Source organism: Leeuwenhoekiella nanhaiensis (assembly GCF_002744755.1).
GTDB lineage: Bacteria > Bacteroidota > Bacteroidia > Flavobacteriales > Flavobacteriaceae > Leeuwenhoekiella > Leeuwenhoekiella nanhaiensis.
Window position 1 is genome coordinate 455,123 of record NZ_KZ319289.1, and the last position, 15,942, is coordinate 471,064.

18 protein-coding genes are annotated in these 15,942 nt (G+C 43.5%); 16 read left to right on the plus strand and 2 right to left on the minus strand.

Going from position 1 to position 15,942, the window contains the following annotated elements:
• The first annotated feature begins 36 nt into the window (after positions 1 to 36).
• Positions 37 to 1,128 (plus strand): acyloxyacyl hydrolase, encoded by a 1,092-nt coding sequence (locus CJ305_RS08585; RefSeq protein ID WP_099645844.1) that lies wholly within the window; start codon positions 37 to 39, stop codon positions 1,126 to 1,128.
• Here CJ305_RS08585 and CJ305_RS08590 read toward each other — a convergent pair.
• The gene (locus tag CJ305_RS08590) at positions 1,125 to 2,744 is read right to left on the minus strand and encodes an ArnT family glycosyltransferase (RefSeq protein ID WP_099645845.1); all 1,620 of its coding nucleotides are present in this window, start codon (positions 2,742 to 2,744) and stop codon (positions 1,125 to 1,127) included. The genes CJ305_RS08585 and CJ305_RS08590 overlap by 4 nt on opposite strands.
• A gap of 194 nt (positions 2,745 to 2,938) precedes the next feature.
• Here CJ305_RS08590 and CJ305_RS08595 point away from each other — a divergent pair, with 194 nt between their 5' ends.
• The 3 genes from CJ305_RS08595 to CJ305_RS08605 all read left to right on the plus strand — a co-directional run bounded on the left by CJ305_RS08595 (position 2,939) and on the right by CJ305_RS08605 (position 5,379).
• Entirely contained in the window at positions 2,939 to 3,697 is a 759-nt protein-coding gene (locus CJ305_RS08595; protein ID WP_099645846.1) for a head GIN domain-containing protein, read from the plus strand.
• Positions 3,697 to 4,815: an acyloxyacyl hydrolase gene (locus CJ305_RS08600; RefSeq protein ID WP_099645847.1), complete on the plus strand. Its 1,119-nt coding sequence runs from the start codon at positions 3,697 to 3,699 to the stop codon at positions 4,813 to 4,815. Before CJ305_RS08595 ends, CJ305_RS08600 begins: the two co-directional genes overlap by 1 nt.
• A gap of 84 nt (positions 4,816 to 4,899) precedes the next feature.
• A complete protein-coding gene (locus tag CJ305_RS08605) occupies positions 4,900 to 5,379 on the plus strand; it encodes a hypothetical protein (RefSeq protein ID WP_099645848.1) in 480 nt (159 codons plus the stop codon).
• A 15-nt stretch (positions 5,380 to 5,394) separates the two neighbouring features.
• On the opposite strand, the gene CJ305_RS08610 is transcribed toward CJ305_RS08605, so the two are convergent.
• Positions 5,395 to 6,513: a glycosyltransferase family 2 protein gene (locus CJ305_RS08610; protein WP_189319412.1), complete on the minus strand. Its 1,119-nt coding sequence runs from the start codon at positions 6,511 to 6,513 to the stop codon at positions 5,395 to 5,397.
• A gap of 52 nt (positions 6,514 to 6,565) precedes the next feature.
• On the opposite strand from CJ305_RS08610, the gene ruvC reads away from it, so the two are divergent.
• The 12 genes from ruvC to CJ305_RS08670 all read left to right on the plus strand — a co-directional run bounded on the left by ruvC (position 6,566) and on the right by CJ305_RS08670 (position 15,942).
• Positions 6,566 to 7,159: a crossover junction endodeoxyribonuclease RuvC gene (ruvC, locus tag CJ305_RS08615; protein ID WP_099645850.1), complete on the plus strand. Its 594-nt coding sequence runs from the start codon at positions 6,566 to 6,568 to the stop codon at positions 7,157 to 7,159.
• Positions 7,160 to 7,170: 11 nt separating this feature from the next.
• The gene (hemW, locus tag CJ305_RS08620; protein ID WP_099645851.1) at positions 7,171 to 8,355 is read left to right on the plus strand and encodes a radical SAM family heme chaperone HemW; all 1,185 of its coding nucleotides are present in this window, start codon (positions 7,171 to 7,173) and stop codon (positions 8,353 to 8,355) included.
• 61 nt (positions 8,356 to 8,416) lie between these two features.
• Positions 8,417 to 9,166 carry a cyclase family protein gene (locus CJ305_RS08625; protein WP_099645908.1) on the plus strand — a complete coding sequence of 250 codons (750 nt, stop codon included), beginning with the start codon at positions 8,417 to 8,419 and terminating at the stop codon, positions 9,164 to 9,166.
• 2 nt (positions 9,167 to 9,168) lie between these two features.
• Positions 9,169 to 9,516, plus strand: a complete 348-nt coding sequence (locus CJ305_RS08630; protein ID WP_099645852.1) for a DUF4260 domain-containing protein — start codon at positions 9,169 to 9,171, stop codon at positions 9,514 to 9,516.
• Between the two features lie 18 nt (positions 9,517 to 9,534).
• Positions 9,535 to 10,161 carry a DUF4230 domain-containing protein gene (locus tag CJ305_RS08635; RefSeq protein ID WP_099645853.1) on the plus strand — a complete coding sequence of 209 codons (627 nt, stop codon included), beginning with the start codon at positions 9,535 to 9,537 and terminating at the stop codon, positions 10,159 to 10,161.
• A complete protein-coding gene (locus CJ305_RS08640; protein WP_099645854.1) occupies positions 10,145 to 10,678 on the plus strand; it encodes a GNAT family N-acetyltransferase in 534 nt (177 codons plus the stop codon). Before CJ305_RS08635 ends, CJ305_RS08640 begins: the two co-directional genes overlap by 17 nt.
• Positions 10,679 to 10,680: 2 nt before the next feature.
• The gene (locus tag CJ305_RS08645) at positions 10,681 to 11,301 is read left to right on the plus strand and encodes a tetratricopeptide repeat protein (protein ID WP_099645855.1); all 621 of its coding nucleotides are present in this window, start codon (positions 10,681 to 10,683) and stop codon (positions 11,299 to 11,301) included.
• A gap of 87 nt (positions 11,302 to 11,388) precedes the next feature.
• Positions 11,389 to 11,760, plus strand: coding sequence for an MmcQ/YjbR family DNA-binding protein (locus CJ305_RS08650; protein ID WP_099645856.1), 372 nt, complete (start codon positions 11,389 to 11,391; stop codon positions 11,758 to 11,760).
• An 86-nt stretch (positions 11,761 to 11,846) separates the two neighbouring features.
• The gene (locus tag CJ305_RS08655; protein ID WP_099645857.1) at positions 11,847 to 13,622 is read left to right on the plus strand and encodes a MutS-related protein; all 1,776 of its coding nucleotides are present in this window, start codon (positions 11,847 to 11,849) and stop codon (positions 13,620 to 13,622) included.
• Positions 13,623 to 14,624, plus strand: coding sequence for a metal-dependent hydrolase (locus CJ305_RS08660; RefSeq protein ID WP_099645858.1), 1,002 nt, complete (start codon positions 13,623 to 13,625; stop codon positions 14,622 to 14,624).
• A gap of 82 nt (positions 14,625 to 14,706) precedes the next feature.
• On the plus strand, positions 14,707 to 15,024 hold the full coding sequence (locus CJ305_RS08665) for a cupin domain-containing protein (RefSeq protein WP_099645859.1): 318 nt from the start codon (positions 14,707 to 14,709) through the stop codon (positions 15,022 to 15,024).
• 132 nt (positions 15,025 to 15,156) lie between these two features.
• Positions 15,157 to 15,942 carry an SDR family oxidoreductase gene (locus tag CJ305_RS08670; protein ID WP_099645860.1) on the plus strand — a complete coding sequence of 262 codons (786 nt, stop codon included), beginning with the start codon at positions 15,157 to 15,159 and terminating at the stop codon, positions 15,940 to 15,942.

The window sequence follows — 15,942 nt, forward strand, 5'->3', positions numbered from 1 at the left end:
GAATATTTGATACATTTGCCCGATAGTTAAAATCGAATGATCTACCGAATCCTGTTTTTAGTGTGTTGCGGCTTTTCTGTTATGGCTCAGGAAACCGAAGTGAAGCCGTACAGTCTGGATGCTAACTTTTTTTACGGAACCATCCTGCAGCACAATAAAGACATCGCGCATTTAATTACCGGGCATCCTACGGGTGTGATTTTAAGCTACAACCGGATGACCTACGGTTTTAACGACTGGGAAGCACGTTACAATTATCCGGATTACGGGTTCTCATTTATTGCGCAGGATCAGAAGAACGAAAATCTGGGTCAGAATTTTGGACTCTACGGTCATTTTAACTTCTACGCCCTAAATCGCAGATTGATGTTGCGTATTGGTCAGGGTATTGCAGCGACTACCAAGCCTTTTGACCTGGATGATAATTTTAGAAATAATGCTTACGGTTCTACCTTGTTGAGTTCAACCTTTGTGATGGTGAACTATAGGCAACCTAATATTATAGATCGAATAGGTTTACAAACCGGTATTTCCTTAATCCATTATTCGAATGCTAATGTAAAGGCACCTAATGCGAGTACCAACTCGTTTACCTTCAATCTGGGATTGAATTACCAGTTGGATAAGGAGGAGCGACCCGAGTATATCCCAAATGTCAAAAGCCGCTACACTGAGCCCTTAAAACTGAATCTGGTTTTGCGTGGCGGGGTTAATGAAAGCGACTACATCGGTTTGGGGCAGCGTCCTTTTCTGGTTACTTCTGCATTTGCAGATAAGCGCATTACCCATAAAAGCACGCTTCAGGCGGGTGTTGACTTTTTCCTGAGTCCGTTTTTGAAAGACCAGATTGAGTACGAGAGCATTGCTCTGGAGCGTCTGGGTACAACCGGAGATGAGGATTGGAAGCGTTTTGGAGTGTTTTTGGGACACGAACTTCGGTTTAATAAAAACGCTTTTGTGACGCAGTTTGGTTATTATGCTTATTATGACTACGATTTTGAAGGCCGGGTTTATTTTAGAGGAGGTTTAAAACGTTATTTTACCGATAAAATCTTCGGCGCCATCACGCTCAAATCTCACGGAGCAAAGGCTGAAGCGGTAGAGTTTGGTATAGGTTACCGCTTTTAATAATACACCGTCCACTTCTTCATTTTTTCAGCCTGAAAGCCTTGCAACAGGTATTGTAAACTATCTGGTAAGGACTTTTTTGTTTTTATCAATAAGACGTTGTTTTTATCGCCCAGTAACTTCTTAAGTCGGTCGCTTTGCCCCGGTTCGTTTAGGGGAAGATAGGTTTCTTTCCAGTGTTCTGTAGTTTCAAAACGGGTATCCCTTTTGGCTTCAAAATTAGAGTTGTAGATGGTAATCACCCGGTCGCCCAAATAAAATGGGGCAGAAGACAGCAGATTGTCGTAGACCAAAACTTTATAATCACGATCAGTCCTTTCACTTTTAACAAACGCATACTTCGCTTTTGGCGAATTGATAAGTGTCTGGTTTTGTGCTGCAAAATTAGCGTAGAGTAAAACCAAAATACACGTTATTGCTGTGCTCAAAATAAGTAGCCGCTTTGTCAAATCGGAGTTTGACCGAAATAGCAGATAAGTACCAAAGGTCAGAGAGATTATCAGAAAAAACAGTGATTTATACCAACTAAACGTGAATTGCGGAATAAAAAACAACGAGATGATAATGAGCAAAAATAATAGGAATGCACCCCTAAAAGAGAACTCGTAGATTTTTGAAAACCGGTTGCCATACTGGATGAAAACACTCCCGCTAAAGAGCGCCAAAAACGGAAACATCGGGAGAATGTACAGGACTAATTTGGACGAAAAAAGGGAAAAGACAATCAAAATAGACAAAGCCGTATAGCCAGTAATTTGAGTGGGTTTATCCCACTTTTCCTGTTTCACCTTAAAGAGCGTAATGAGCGTAGGTACAATCCAGGGTAGGGAGAGGGCAGGAACCAAAACCAGATAAAACCAAAATGGTTTATCGCGGTGAAAGGTTTCGGCGTTTACACTTCGGTCGATGATTTGTTCCTGAATAAAATAATCCCAGAGTTCCGGCTTTTGCAGGATCAAAATGATAAACCAGGATGCTGAAATGCCAAGCAATAAAAATAGTCCTGGAATAGAATGAATACTCATTTTTGGTTTTTCCCTATTGATAACTTTATAGCACAGGATGAACAGTGCAACCGGTAAAAAAGCAACCGGGCCTTTGGTAAGACAAGCCAGTCCTAATACGGTGTAGAAGAGGTAGAGATAGACTTTCCTGCCATTGAGCTTAACCTGAAGCCATAAATAAACAGCCCAGATTATAAAAGTGGTTAAAAACGCATCGGTGGTCAGATTTCGTGCAGCGATGAGGGCCATTGGAAGCGAAAAATAGATCAAAGCCGAAGCGACTGCAATTTTTTCGTCTTTAAACCAGAGTCGGGCAATTTTAAAGATCAGCAACATTTGCAGGATTAAAGCCAGGCTTAAAAAGAAACGCGCTCCGAACTCATTGTACCCAAAAATTTTATACCCAATCGCGGTGATGGCATAAGTAACCGGTGGCTTATGATAGTGAATAATTCCCAGCAGACTGGGGTTGATTAAATCATTACTTATGGCCATTTCTCGGCCAATCTCGGCATAGCGCGCTTCACTGCTTTCGGTAAGACCCCAGCTTCCCAACTGCAATAGCAAAACACCAAAAAGTGTAGCGAGAAGAACATAGAATTTTTTAGTCAAAATACTCCGGACTTTTATAGAAACTAGAGATTCAAAGTTGCGCAATTCTCAGCATACGTTAAAATGTAATGACTTTATTTTCCACCTGGTCCAATCCGCCTTATTTCAAAAAGCAATAAATGGGTAGGTTAGCACTTTTTTACCGTACTTTGTGCCGGTTTAGTCGAGGCTTGACACGAGAGTTGAAGAAATATATGAGAAATCTGTTTTTAATTGCCTTTTTGGTTTTTACCGCCTGTGGTTCAGATAATGCCGGTGATTGTTTTGAGGGAGAAGGCGATCCTGTAGCCATTACCTACGATTTGCCTGAGTTTACCAAACTGCGCAGCGAGACCGATGTGATTGTGTACATCAAGCAGGGTCCCGAGCAAAAAGTGGTGCTTAAAACCGGAGAGAATATGGTAAGTGATGCCGTAATCGAAGTGCTTGACGGCGGTATTTTACGCATCAAAAACGCCAAGCGCTGCAACCTGTTTCGCGATTATCAAAATTTTATCGTATACGTAACCACGCCAAATCTTACCGAAATACGTAATGCTTCAGGAAACGATATTTTTAGTGAGGGGGTGCTTAATTTTCCAAGTCTGATTTTGTCGAGCGATACCATCTATAACTTTGGAGATACCACGCCACGTAAAAGCGGTAATTTTCACCTGGAGCTAGAATCTAACAGGGTTGAAGTTCGGGCTAACGGTAAAAGCGTTTTCTATTTAAGTGGAACCACGGCAAATCTGACCGCCTCCTTTTTTAATGAGGCTCCGCGACTGGAAGCCCGTGATCTGGTTGCTCAAAATGTGACCGTAAACCAAACCTCTGCAAACAAGATGATTGTAAACCCACAGGCAAGTATTAAAGGAACTATTTTTGGAACCGGCGATGTGATTTCGGTAAACAGACCGGCTGTGGTTGAGGTCGAAGAAAAATACACCGGCCGCTTAATTTTTGAAAACTAATGCGCAGCATTCAACTTGTCTTTCTTGCCGTATGTAGTTTTTCTTTTTACAGTTTAACCGCTCAGGAAAACCCCGATTTGAAGGAGAAAAAACCGGTATCACTAGACGCCTCTTTTTTTTACGGAAGCATCCTGGAGCATAATCCGGACATCAATCATTTGATAACCGGTCACCCCACCGGCTTTATAGTTAGCTACAACCGCCGTACATATGGTTTTAATGAGTGGGAGCGGCGTTACAATTATCCCGATTGGGGATTTTCGGCTATTTATCAGGATCTGCATAACGAGTATCTGGGCGAAAACCTGAGTTTTTACGGGCATTTCAATTTCTATTTTTTGAATCGTAATGCGTATTTCCGCATTGGGCAGGGAGTTGCGGTTGCGGGCAGTCCGTATGATCCCGAAACCAATTACATCAACAATGCCTACGGTACCAAATTGCTGAGTTCGACCTACATCGCCCTGCAATACAATAAGCAAAACCTGTATAAAGGCTTTGGACTTAACGCCGGGTTTACGATTATTCATTACAGCAATGCCAATTTGCGCGCACCCAATAACAGTACCAACACCTTTGCCTTTAATGTCGGCGCTAACTACAACCTCAATTACGAGGAGTTTCCCGATTATATCCCCGAAGGCGAGCGCACCAAATATACCGATCCGGTACATTTCAACCTGGCGCTACGCGGCGGGGCCAATGAAAGCGACATTGTAGGTCAGGGGCAGTTTCCGTTTTTTGTGGTTTCGGCTTTTGCAGATAAGCGCATCAACCACAAAAGCACTCTCGTCGCAGGGACTGATGTGTTTTTTGCCTATTTCTTTAAAGAACTTATTAAGCTTCAGGCCGCTTCTTTCCCCGAAACCGGCGTTACCGGCGATGAAGATTGGAAACGCGTAGGCCTTTTTGTAGGTCACGAACTGCGTTTCAACAAGATCGCTTTTGTTTCGCATTTGGGTTATTATGTGTATTATCCGTACGAATTTGAAAACCGACTTTACAACAGGCTGGGTCTTAAACGCTATTTTACCGAAGATATCTCGGCTGCTGTTACCGTGAAAGCGCACGGCGCAAAAGCTGAAGGTGTAGAGTTTAGTCTGGGCTATCGTTTTTAAAAATCGGTAAAAGGCTGTTAGCCGAGTAAGTACTAGTTTTATTCCGCTCGTTTTTACATCTTTGCCAGTGATTTAAGTCATTCCATGATTCGATTTGTAGTTCTTTTGGCGCTTGCCCTTAACCTGTTTTCGTGTAAAGATCTCGAGACCAAAAAAATCTCTTCAGACGATCTGGTGCAGGAAGAACTCAAAACCCTCAATATGAATGAGGTTGAGGAGTATCCCACTTTTGCTTCCTGCGAAAACTTAAAAGATCAACAGGCGCGTTATTCCTGTTTTCAGAACGAATTGCGAACCAATTTTCAGCGTCAGCTTTCTAATAAAACAATGATTGTCGAGACCGAAATCAACGATACGGTCTGGCTTTACCTGAGCATCAGCGAGCTGGGTGATCTTACTATTGAAAAGGCACAAATTCCCGATACCATCGCCAGTCAATTGCCGCAACTGGAAGGTTGGCTTAAAGACAGTCTCGATTCGCTTCCTAAAATCATCGCCGCCCACAAAAGAGGTATTCCGGTTAAGACCAGCTTTAAAATGCCGGTAGTTGTGAAAGTGGAATAATTACTAGGAAGAAATTTATTTCTTAAAATCCCTCCCTTTCCAGCTAAACTTACCAAACTGACTCACCAAAGCTATATACAGGGTAAAAAACGGATAAACAAGTGCAACCCAGACATAATGCTTAAGCTGTTTTTTTTGGGCGAAAAGAGTTGCGGTACACCAGATGAGGAGAAAATCTATAGCGACTTTTAGTATCAATAAGTAGTAGATTTCGGCAAAAAATAATCCGGCTACTGCCGAAGCATTTCCCAAAAGAACCAAAACCGAAACCAAAACCGCAAATCGGCTTTTGTAGGCTGAGGCTTTCGCTGCCCAGCGTTTCCGTTGATTGATCAGCGATTTTAAATCGGGTTGTGGGGCTGTTTCTACCAATGCGTGCCAGGTTTTGAGATATCCCACCGCTTTAGCATCGGCTTCTAAAAACTGCTGCATTAAAAACACATCGTCTCCGCTGGCGATGTGATTGTTCGCGGCATAACCATTCAGTCTTAAAAAAGAACTTTTTAAAAATCCCAGATTGGCACCATTACACATAAACGGCCTGCTCAATCCAAAACTGCCGATGGTTGCGCCCTGAAGGCTCAAAAAATCCAGCTGTTGAAAGGCGTCTAGCAATTGGTTTTGATCTTCATAAAAGCAAACCGGTCCGGCGATGAATGTGCAAGCCTCGCGAAGTATTTTGTAATTGTAATGCTTCAGCCAGTTTGACGGCACCCGGCAATCTGCATCGGTGGTAATGATCCAATCCATTTTCGCTTCAGCAATCCCCAGATTGAGCGCATCTTTTTTTGGTGAACCCGAAACGCGTTTGTTGTTTAGTGTTTTCAGTTCTAGTCTTTGATGCGCAGCTAGAAAATTTTCAATTACTTCCAAAGACCTGTCTGTAGATCCATCGTTGATGAGAATGATTTCATACAGCTCATCCGGATAATCCAAACAATTTAATGTTTCCAGTAAAGCTTCCAGATGCCGGGCTTCATTTCTAAACGGGATGATGATAGAAAACCTGGTTTTGGTGTCTGAAAACACCTGATTGTCAAAATTTGTGCTTTCGTTTTTCAGTCTAAAAAAACCAATGCAAAGCCCCGCGATGAGCAAAACATAGAAGATTAAGAGGAGGGCAATGACGATCACGCTTATAATGGTTAGCTTTGCGAAAGCTTCAAAGATGGAAAAAATTTAGCGCTTGAAATCAGAAAAAATCATTTTAGGGATTGACCCGGGAACCACGATTATGGGTTTTGGTCTCATACGCGTGGTCAATAAAAAAATGGAGTTTCTTCAGATGAATGAACTTCAGCTTAAAAAATACGACGACCCCTATATCAAACTCAAACTCATTTTTGAACGCACCATCGAACTTATAGACACCTACAATCCTGATGAGATGGCACTCGAGGCTCCGTTTTTTGGGAAAAACGTACAGTCTATGCTTAAGTTGGGCAGAGCCCAGGGTGTGGCGATGGCAGCCGGTCTCTCGCGCCAGATCCCGGTTACCGAATACCTTCCGAAAAAAATAAAAATGGCTATCACCGGTAACGGTAATGCCAGTAAAGAACAGGTGGCTAAAATGCTGCAAAGCCTGCTCGGTCTTAAAACCCTGCCTAAAAACCTGGACAGCACAGACGGTCTGGCTGCCGCGGTTTGTCATCACTTTAACGCAGGTCGTGTCGAAACCGGTAAAAGTTATACCGGCTGGGATGCTTTTGTCAAACAGAATGAAAAAAGGGTAGTAGCCCGAAAACTCCCGACAACCCCCAAACCCCCAAAGGGGACTTAAAGCCTTATTCTATGAAAATCAAAGATTTTCTACACGACAGTAAAACTCTCCCTTCGGAGGCCGGGGGGATCGGTTTGTACATCCACATCCCATTTTGCAAGCAGGCCTGTCATTATTGTGATTTTCACTTTTCGACTTCGCTAAAGAAGAAAGACCAACTCGTCGAGGCTCTGTGCAACGAACTCATCTTGCGCAAAAACGAAATTCCCGGCGTTCTGCAAACCATTTATTTTGGTGGCGGAACGCCGAGTTTGCTTGATGCAGACGAACTCGAGCGTATTTTTAAAACCATTGATGCGCATTTCGCGATTACCGAAAATCCGGAGATCACTCTTGAAGCGAATCCCGATGATCTTACCGAAGAAAAGCTGAAGATGCTGGCGCAATCACGAATCAATCGACTCAGTATTGGCGTGCAGTCCTTTTTTGAAGCAGATTTGAAGCTGATGAACCGCGCGCATAATGCAGACGAGGCGGTGCGCTGTCTGGAACTCGCCAAAGCCTATTTTGACAACATTTCAATCGATCTAATCTACGGTATGCCTGATATGAGTAACGAGCGCTGGAAAGAGAATCTGGACAAGGCATTGCAGTTGGATATTCCGCATATATCAAGCTATGCGCTTACGGTGGAGCCCAATACGGCCCTTCAGAAGTTTATAGAAAAGGGTGTTGTGAAACCCGTTGACTATGCGGTGGCACAGGCGCATTTTGAGATTTTGGTCGATACGATGCAGCAGGCCGGTTTTGAAAATTATGAGTTTTCTAATTTTGGCAAACCCGGCTATTTTTCGCGAAACAACACCGCCTACTGGACCGGCAAAGCCTATTTGGGCATTGGTCCTTCGGCACACAGTTATGATGGAAATACCCGCAGCTGGAACATCAATAACAACCCCAAATACATTAAAGCTATTGAGGCCGGCGAGGTTCCGGTGGAGCGTGAAACACTTTCGCTTACCGACAAATACAACGAGTATGTAATGACCGGTTTACGCACCATTTGGGGGATTTCACTTTCTAAGATTGAAGAATCCTTCGGTCTAAAATTTAAAGAATACGCATTGCAACAGGCCGAAAAGCATCTGGAAGAGCACTTGCTTTTTCGGGATGGCGATCGCATTGTAGTCACTAAAAAAGGTAAGTTTTTGAGCGACGGTCTGGCGAGCGATCTCTTCCTGCTCAATCTTTCTTAATTTTTTTAGCTGTAACTTTTTCTGAAAAGACTAACTTATAAGGCAACTTAATGAAATGCCTATGCGAGCAACAATTACTCTAAACAATAAACCCGTTACCGTAGATTTTAGCAAACCCATAGACATCAGCATTCCTGTAGTGAGTGGTGACGCTAATCCCGTGGCCTGGTATCTCAATCCGCCTAAGATTGAACCGGTAGTCGAGGGCAAATGGGTCGCTGCGGTGGCTCAGGGAGCGGTTGTGAATTTCAATAATATCTATTACAACCCGCACGCGCACGGCACGCATACCGAATGTGTGGGGCACATTACCGAAAAAGTACACAGCATCAACCAGAATCTAAAAACCTTTATGTTCACTGCGGAAGTAATCACCCTCGTGCCCGAGCCGCATAACGGGGATTTTGTGTTTACCAAAAAACTGGCTCAGCGTGCCCTTCAGGGAAAGAATCCGGAAGCTGTGGTGATACGAACCTTGCCCAATACGGCAACCAAGAAAAGCAGAAAATGGTCGCATACCAACTGGCCATATCTGCTGGAAGAGACGGCGGTTTTCTTTCGCGAAAGCGGAATTAAACACCTGCTTATCGATATGCCCAGCGTTGACCGCGAGGAAGATGGTGGCGTGCTCGCTGCACACAATGCGTTTTGGAACACCGATGGAAAAATGAGAATGGACGCCACCATTACCGAAATGATTTTCGTTCCCCACACTGTTTCAGACGGCTCGTATCTGCTCAATCTGCAAATCGCTTCTTTTGAAAACGATGCCAGCCCCAGTAAACCGGTGCTGTATGCTTTTGAATATTAGTGATGAAACAACTACTTAAACTAGAAGAAATAGGATCACTGCTACTTGGTGTATACTTATTTTCAAGCCTCGATTTGAGTTGGTGGTGGTTTTATGGCTTGTTCTTATTGCCTGATATTTCGATGTTGGGCTACCTTTTCGGAACCAAAATAGGTGCCTGGTCATACAACTTCTTTCATTTGAAGATTTTGGGCCTCGTGCTGTTTCTTTCAGGGCTTTATTTTGAAAGCCTTGTTTTGCAGCTAGCCGGAATCATTATTTATTCACACGCGGCATTCGACCGGATTATGGGTTATGGTTTAAAGTATGAAACCGGATTTAAGGATACACATCTGGGTAAAATGGGCTAGTAACTTTATCTTTGAGGTATGGAATATCTATTCATAGGTCTCGCAGCAGGCAGTATCATTGCCTATTTTATTTTTTCGCGCTTTTCTAAAAGCCGAAGACAGCAAAATGCCCAGCAACAGTCTGTGGTGTTGATGGAAAAAATACGCAGCGTATGTAAATTCATCACTGTGGAAGGGGATTTTTCCGAAATCTACCATTACCAAAATGTAAAAGACAAATGGCTCAATTTATTTCTGGGGAGCAAAAAGGCCCTGGTGCTTATTGATGCCAAAGCCTATGTGGGTTTTGATCTCACCAAAATCAAAATGCATCCCGATGTGAAAAACCGTACGATTGTACTGACCGATTTTCCGCAGCCGGAGTTACTAAGCATCGAGACTGATTTCAAATATTACGACAAAAAAGAAGGTTGGGCCAACCCGTTTACCTCCACAGATTTAACCGAAATCAACCGGGAAGCCAAACAGCATATTATTGATAAAGTGCCGCAAAGCGGACTCTTTGGCGAAGCTTCAAAGCAGGCATTGAGCACGGTTTCTCTGATGGAAAACCTGGTGCAAACCATAGGCTGGAAACTGGATTACAAAGCCTTGGAAACCGCAGCCGAAACCCCAAAATTGAAAGAAGGTGAAGTCTCAGAGTAGTTTTGAGGTAAAGCCTCTGGGCGAAAGGGACTGGCCGGTTTTAAAAAGTTTGGTAGACCGCGTCTGGCCGGTGACTTTTAAAGATATTCTGTCTGAAGAGCAGATCGCCTATATGATGGAGTTTATGTACAGCACCGCTTCGCTGAAAAAACAGGTAGAGACCGGAAGCCGTTTTTACATTTTGTATGAAGCAGCCGAACCTATAGGATACCTGGCGTTGATCCCCAATTACCGAAATGAGAAACTTACCAAAGAGGGAAGTTGGATGAAAGTAGATAAACTCTACGTGATGCCCGAAAATCATGGCACGGGAGCAGGTCGTTTTTTGATGGATTTCGCTTTTGCGGAAGCTAATAAAGAAAACGTTCAGGGCGTAATGCTCAATGTGAACCGAGACAACAAAGCTGTTAAATTTTATGAGTATTACGGCTTTAAAACTGCCTATTCAGGGGACTTTGACATCGGTAAAGGCTACCTGATGCAGGATTATATAATGGTGTATCCGTTCAAAGAGTAATTATGGGTGGAGAAGGAAGCATGATGGCTATGATCAATAGCCTGCGGAATAATCGAAAATTACTCCGCAAGAACTCCCGATTTAAAAAAGACCGAAGCTTTCTTAACCTTAAAGAAACCGATTTAAAAGGTGCAACCGGCAAACCGACTTTCAATGCCTATTCTAAAGAGGCTATTAGAAAAATAAAAATAAAATTTAAACGCAGTCGTAAACGTGAGAAGGTCTTTTTTGTTTTTCTGGGATTGATTGGCTTGTTTCTTTTTGTGGCCTTAGGTAGATTTTTAGTTGAAGATGCCTTACAGGAGCAAAACGATAGCCGGCTAGAATTAATTCAAAAAAATGAGCGGCTGTATTTAAAGCATATAGAATTTGGAGATCGCTGGTTTTCTCAGGGAAAATGGAAGAATGCGATTTTCTATTATAAACAAGGTGGTGAGCTATATCCAGACGACTACGAGATCAACTACCGCCTTGTGCGTGCCTATAGTTTGCACTGTAAAAATGATCTGGAAAATTGTGCTGAAGCAAAAGCCTTGTTGGATGGTATGCTGCTTAAGTTTTCAGATAAGGAAACACAATTATTAGAATTGAAAGAGGTGTTGAATTTTGAATACGGAATTTAAGATTGGGTCAAATTGAGCTTGTCGAAGTTGAGCTAATTTTAAAAATATAAAATTCACTCCCCCTGGGGGAGGGCTAGGGAGGGGACCATGAACATAGATAATTTCAGAACATACTGTTTACAAAAACCGGGTACAACCGAAGAATTTCCGTTTGATAACGAGACTTTGGTGTTTAAAGTAATGGGTAAAATGTATGCCCTAAGCGGACTCGAAAGTTGGGAGGCCGGCACACCGCGCATCAACCTCAAGTGCGATCCTGAGCGTGCACTGGAGCTGCGTGGGGAGTACCCCGAGAGTGTTTTGCCCGGCTGGCATATGAATAAGCAGCATTGGAATACTGTGCTGTTAAACGGGGAGATTTCGCTAAAACAACTCTACGAATTCATCGATCACAGTTACGAGCTTATCGTAAACAGCCTTACCAAAAAGCTAAAAGAAGAATTGAAAGGCCTAAACTGATATGCATAAGTTAATTTTACATTTCTTGTTAAATACGTCTGATTGCGATTTAATAGAAAACCAAAAATTATAAAGCTTTTAAGCTTATGCAAAACCCAAAAGATACCTACACTTCCCTTGTAACCGACTATAAATCGCAGCTGACTAAAGCCCAGTCGGCACTGTTTACCAGCAGTATGATTCGCCTGGCGGTTTTTTTGGCCGGGGTTATCGCGATCTATTTTTTATGGGCGCAGACGCGGGTGGTCATTGGGATTGTGGTGGCGGAGATTGTGTTGTTTCTCATTTTGGTCTCCCGGCACAGCAAGCTTCAGTACAAACGCGATTTTTTGCAGGAATTGATTGCTTTAAATGAGACCGAATTGCGCGTATTGAATCGCGATTTTCACGATTTACCTTCCGGCGAAAAATTTAAAAATCCGCTTCACGCTTTTAGTCAGGATGTAGATCTTTTTGGCCGCGGATCCTTTTTTCAGTACCTCAACCGCACCGCCCTCGAGAGCGGAACCCGCAAACTGGCCGAATTCCTCACCGTAAATGAAATTGCAGAAATTCCGCAGAAACAGGAAGCCGTGCAGGAACTTGCCGGGCATTTATCGTGGAGGCAGCAATTTCGGGCTACGGCTGCACTCGTCAAAGCAGACTATGATGCCAAAGAAATTCTCAGCTGGCTAAAAAACTACAGCAGTTTTATGCCCAGACTTATGCGTTGGGTGCCCAATACGTACACCAGTATTTCACTCATTGCTTTTGTGTTGGCCTATCTGGGCCTAATATCGGGAAACGTTGTGGTGTGGTTGTTTTTTATCGGTTTGGGGATCTCCGGGATTTATGTGAAAAAAGTAAATGACCTCTGGGCCAATGCCAGCAAAATGCAATCTACGTTTGAGCAGTATCACAAACTGATGCTCCTGCTTGAAAAACAGGAATTTCAGTCGGTCTACCTGCAACGCCAACAGGTTAAAATCAAGTCGCAAAAGGCTAAAGCTTCGGCCGTGATTGAGCAGTTTTCAAAAATGCTGGGGATTTTAGACCAGCGTTCCAATATGCTCATGGGTGTTATAATCAATTCTTTTTTCCTTTCCGATCTTAGACAATGCTACAACATCGAGCGTTGGATCGAGGCCAATGCATACGAGGTGGCCAATTGGTTTGAAGTCATTGCCTTTTTTGACGCGCAAAACAGCCTGGGGAATTTCAGCTTTAATCATCCCAATTACGCTTTCGCGAAAATTACAAAGGCCAGTCAAACGCTGGAAGCTAAAGACCTGTCTCATCCGTTGTTGGATCCTGAGAAGGCAGTGGCAAATGATTTCAGTATCGAAAATGAGCAGTTTTTTATCATAACCGGGGCCAATATGGCCGGAAAAAGCACCTTTCTGCGTACTGTGTCGCTGGCTATCGTGATGAGCAACACCGGGCTTCCCATCTGTGCTCCTGAAGCGCATTACCATCCTATTAAACTCATCACCAGTATGCGCACCAGCGACTCACTTACCGATGATGAATCTTATTTCTTCTCGGAACTGAAGCGCCTGCAGTTTATTGTAAACGCCATTAAAACCGATACCTATTTCATCATTCTCGACGAAATCCTCAAAGGAACGAACAGCACCGATAAGGCCATTGGCTCGCGTAAGTTTATTGAAAAACTGGTCGCTTCCAATTCTACCGGAATCATCGCCACGCACGACCTGAGCCTTTGCGAAGCGGCAGAAGATCTGAAACCTGTAAAGAATTACTATTTTGACGCCCAGATCATCAATGACGAACTCTTCTTTGACTACACTTTTAAAAAAGGAATTTGTCAAAATATGAACGCCTCGTTCCTGCTGCGTAAAATGAATATAATCGACGCTTAGATGGATTCGCTAACACAAATTGTACTGGGTGCCGCGGTAGGCGAGGCCGTTTTAGGCAAGAAAGTAGGCAACAAAGCGATGTTGTATGGTGCTATTGCCGGTACAATTCCGGATTTGGATACCATCGTGGGTAAATTCCTTGATCCGCTTACAGCGATTGAAATTCACCGCGGCATCAGCCACTCTATTGTGTTTAGTATTGCGATGGCGCCGTTGCTGGGTTGGTTGGTTTCACAAATTCATAGGAAAGTTAATGCCACTTGGAAAGACTGGTCCTGGCTCTTTTTCTGGGCTTTGATCACACATCCATTGCTGGATGCGCATACCACCTGGGGAACGCAGTTGTTTTGGCCCTTCGACCTGAGGCTGGCTTATCAAAACATTTTTGTGATCGATCCGCTGTACACCTTGCCGTTTCTGATCTTTCTGATTTTGGCAATGCGATTGCCCAAAACTTCGCCTAAACGCCGTAAGTGGAACCGCTTAGGCCTGATTGTAAGTTCGGTTTATATGCTGCTTACGCTCGTTCTAAAAGGCATCAGCTATCAAAAATTTACCGCTGCGCTTGAGGAGCAAAACATTGAATATACCGCGATTGATACCCGCCCCGCAGCCTTTAATACGATCTTGTGGTATGCAAACATAGATGTGGGAGACGCCTATCTGCTGGGGGATTATTCGTTTTTTGATACCAAACCCATTGAATTTCGGTTTGTGCCGAAAGATCATCAGTTTTTAGGCGATTACAAGGATACCGAAACCATAAAGCGACTGGAAGCCATTGCCCAAAACTGGTACACGATTTCCCGTAAATACGGAAACCTGTATTTTAACGACCTGCGTTTTGGAGTCTACGATTTAGATGCAAAGAACCTGAGTTTTGTATTCAGTTATGAATTGATTCCTGCCAAAACCGGACTTACCATAAAGGAAAGCGAGCGTGACCCGGAAGCGATGAAGCAGGTGCTGCGCAGTTTGTGGGAACGCATGTGGGGGAATTAGATTTTAGACGTGAGATTTGAGAATATAGAATAAAGAGAAAAGAGTAGAGACAATATCAATAAAAATAAAAATAGTAATAACAATGAACTATAAACTCTCAGACATTACTCCAAAAGAAATTATGCCGGGTTACCATGGTAAATTGATACATACCCAGAATACCTCTTTGGCTTTTTGGGAAGTGGAAGAAGGTGCTGAGGTGCCCGAGCACAGTCATATGAACGAGCAAATTATGCACGTAATTGAAGGCGAATTCGAATTTACCCTCGACGGAAACACGCAGGTGTATCATCCTGGTGATATTGTCGTGATCGCTCCGCACCTTAAACACAGCGGCAAAGCCCTTACACCTTGCAAACTTCTGGATGTGTTTAGCCCTACACGGGAGGAGTATAGATAGACGTTAGACTTTAGATTTGAGACTTAAGAAAGATTCTTATGTCAGGTCGAGCGCAGTCGAGACCCAATTCAAAAGAGTTGTCGTAAACGTCTCGACTGCGCTCGAGATGACTCATTTTATTAGAAGTAAAATATGAATATCAATTTAAGCGGAAAGAGAGCACTGGTAGGCGGAAGCACATCAGGGATTGGGAAAGCAATTGCTATGCAACTTGCGGTAAGTGGTGCGGCAGTGACTTTAATGTCCCGCTCGCTGGAAAAGCTGGAAGCTGTAAAGGCAGAACTGCCTACTCCTCATAAGCAGCACCACCAGATTATTCAGGTTGATTTTACCGATTTTGAGGCCTACAAAACGATTATTTCAACATACTTTGAAAGCAACTCGGTTGATATTTTGGTTAATAACACGCAGGGTCCAGATGCGGGAACCGCGCTTGAGAAAGAGGTAAGCGATTACCAGCAGGCTTTTGATTTGTTGTTTAAGAATGTCGTCCTCACTACCGAATTGGCGCTTAAAGCGATGCGCAAGGCGAAATGGGGGCGTGTGATTAATGTTGCCTCGGTTTCGGTTAAAGAGCCGCTGGCACATTTGGTCCTGTCAAATTCCATAAGGGCTGCCGTGGTAACCTGGGCAAAAAGTCTGGCTACCGAAGTAGGCCCCGATCAGATCACGGTAAACAGCATTTTGACCGGCTATTTTGATACCGAACGCATCGCTTCCTTAAATGCTAAAAAAGCCCGGGAGCAGGGTATTTCGGAAGCAGCAGTTTTTAAACAACTCGAAGCCGGGGTGCCTGTACGCCGTATTGGTAAACCGGAAGAATACGGGTTTCTGGTTGCCTTTCTGGCTTCAGAGCAGGCGGCCTACATCACGGGTACTCAAATTCCCATTGATGGTGGTTTGTTGAGTAGTTTGTAA

Bases quoted from the DNA above. Each gene is read 5' to 3' on its own strand.
- hemW (WP_099645851.1), top strand. From the start codon at position 7,171: ATGAAAATCAAAGATTTTCTACACGACAGTAAAACTCTCCCTTCGGAG.
- CJ305_RS08670 (WP_099645860.1), top strand. From the start codon at position 15,157: ATGAATATCAATTTAAGCGGAAAGAGAGCACTGGTAGGCGGAAGCACA.
- CJ305_RS08600 (WP_099645847.1), top strand. From the start codon at position 3,697: ATGCGCAGCATTCAACTTGTCTTTCTTGCCGTATGTAGTTTTTCTTTT.
- CJ305_RS08625 (WP_099645908.1), top strand. From the start codon at position 8,417: ATGCGAGCAACAATTACTCTAAACAATAAACCCGTTACCGTAGATTTT.
- CJ305_RS08605 (WP_099645848.1), top strand. From the start codon at position 4,900: ATGATTCGATTTGTAGTTCTTTTGGCGCTTGCCCTTAACCTGTTTTCG.
- CJ305_RS08665 (WP_099645859.1), top strand. From the start codon at position 14,707: ATGAACTATAAACTCTCAGACATTACTCCAAAAGAAATTATGCCGGGT.
- CJ305_RS08645 (WP_099645855.1), top strand. From the start codon at position 10,681: ATGGGTGGAGAAGGAAGCATGATGGCTATGATCAATAGCCTGCGGAAT.
- CJ305_RS08630 (WP_099645852.1), top strand. From the start codon at position 9,169: ATGAAACAACTACTTAAACTAGAAGAAATAGGATCACTGCTACTTGGT.
- CJ305_RS08585 (WP_099645844.1), top strand. From the start codon at position 37: ATGATCTACCGAATCCTGTTTTTAGTGTGTTGCGGCTTTTCTGTTATG.
- CJ305_RS08595 (WP_099645846.1), top strand. From the start codon at position 2,939: ATGAGAAATCTGTTTTTAATTGCCTTTTTGGTTTTTACCGCCTGTGGT.
- CJ305_RS08655 (WP_099645857.1), top strand. From the start codon at position 11,847: ATGCAAAACCCAAAAGATACCTACACTTCCCTTGTAACCGACTATAAA.
- CJ305_RS08660 (WP_099645858.1), top strand. From the start codon at position 13,623: ATGGATTCGCTAACACAAATTGTACTGGGTGCCGCGGTAGGCGAGGCC.
- CJ305_RS08650 (WP_099645856.1), top strand. From the start codon at position 11,389: ATGAACATAGATAATTTCAGAACATACTGTTTACAAAAACCGGGTACA.
- CJ305_RS08635 (WP_099645853.1), top strand. From the start codon at position 9,535: ATGGAATATCTATTCATAGGTCTCGCAGCAGGCAGTATCATTGCCTAT.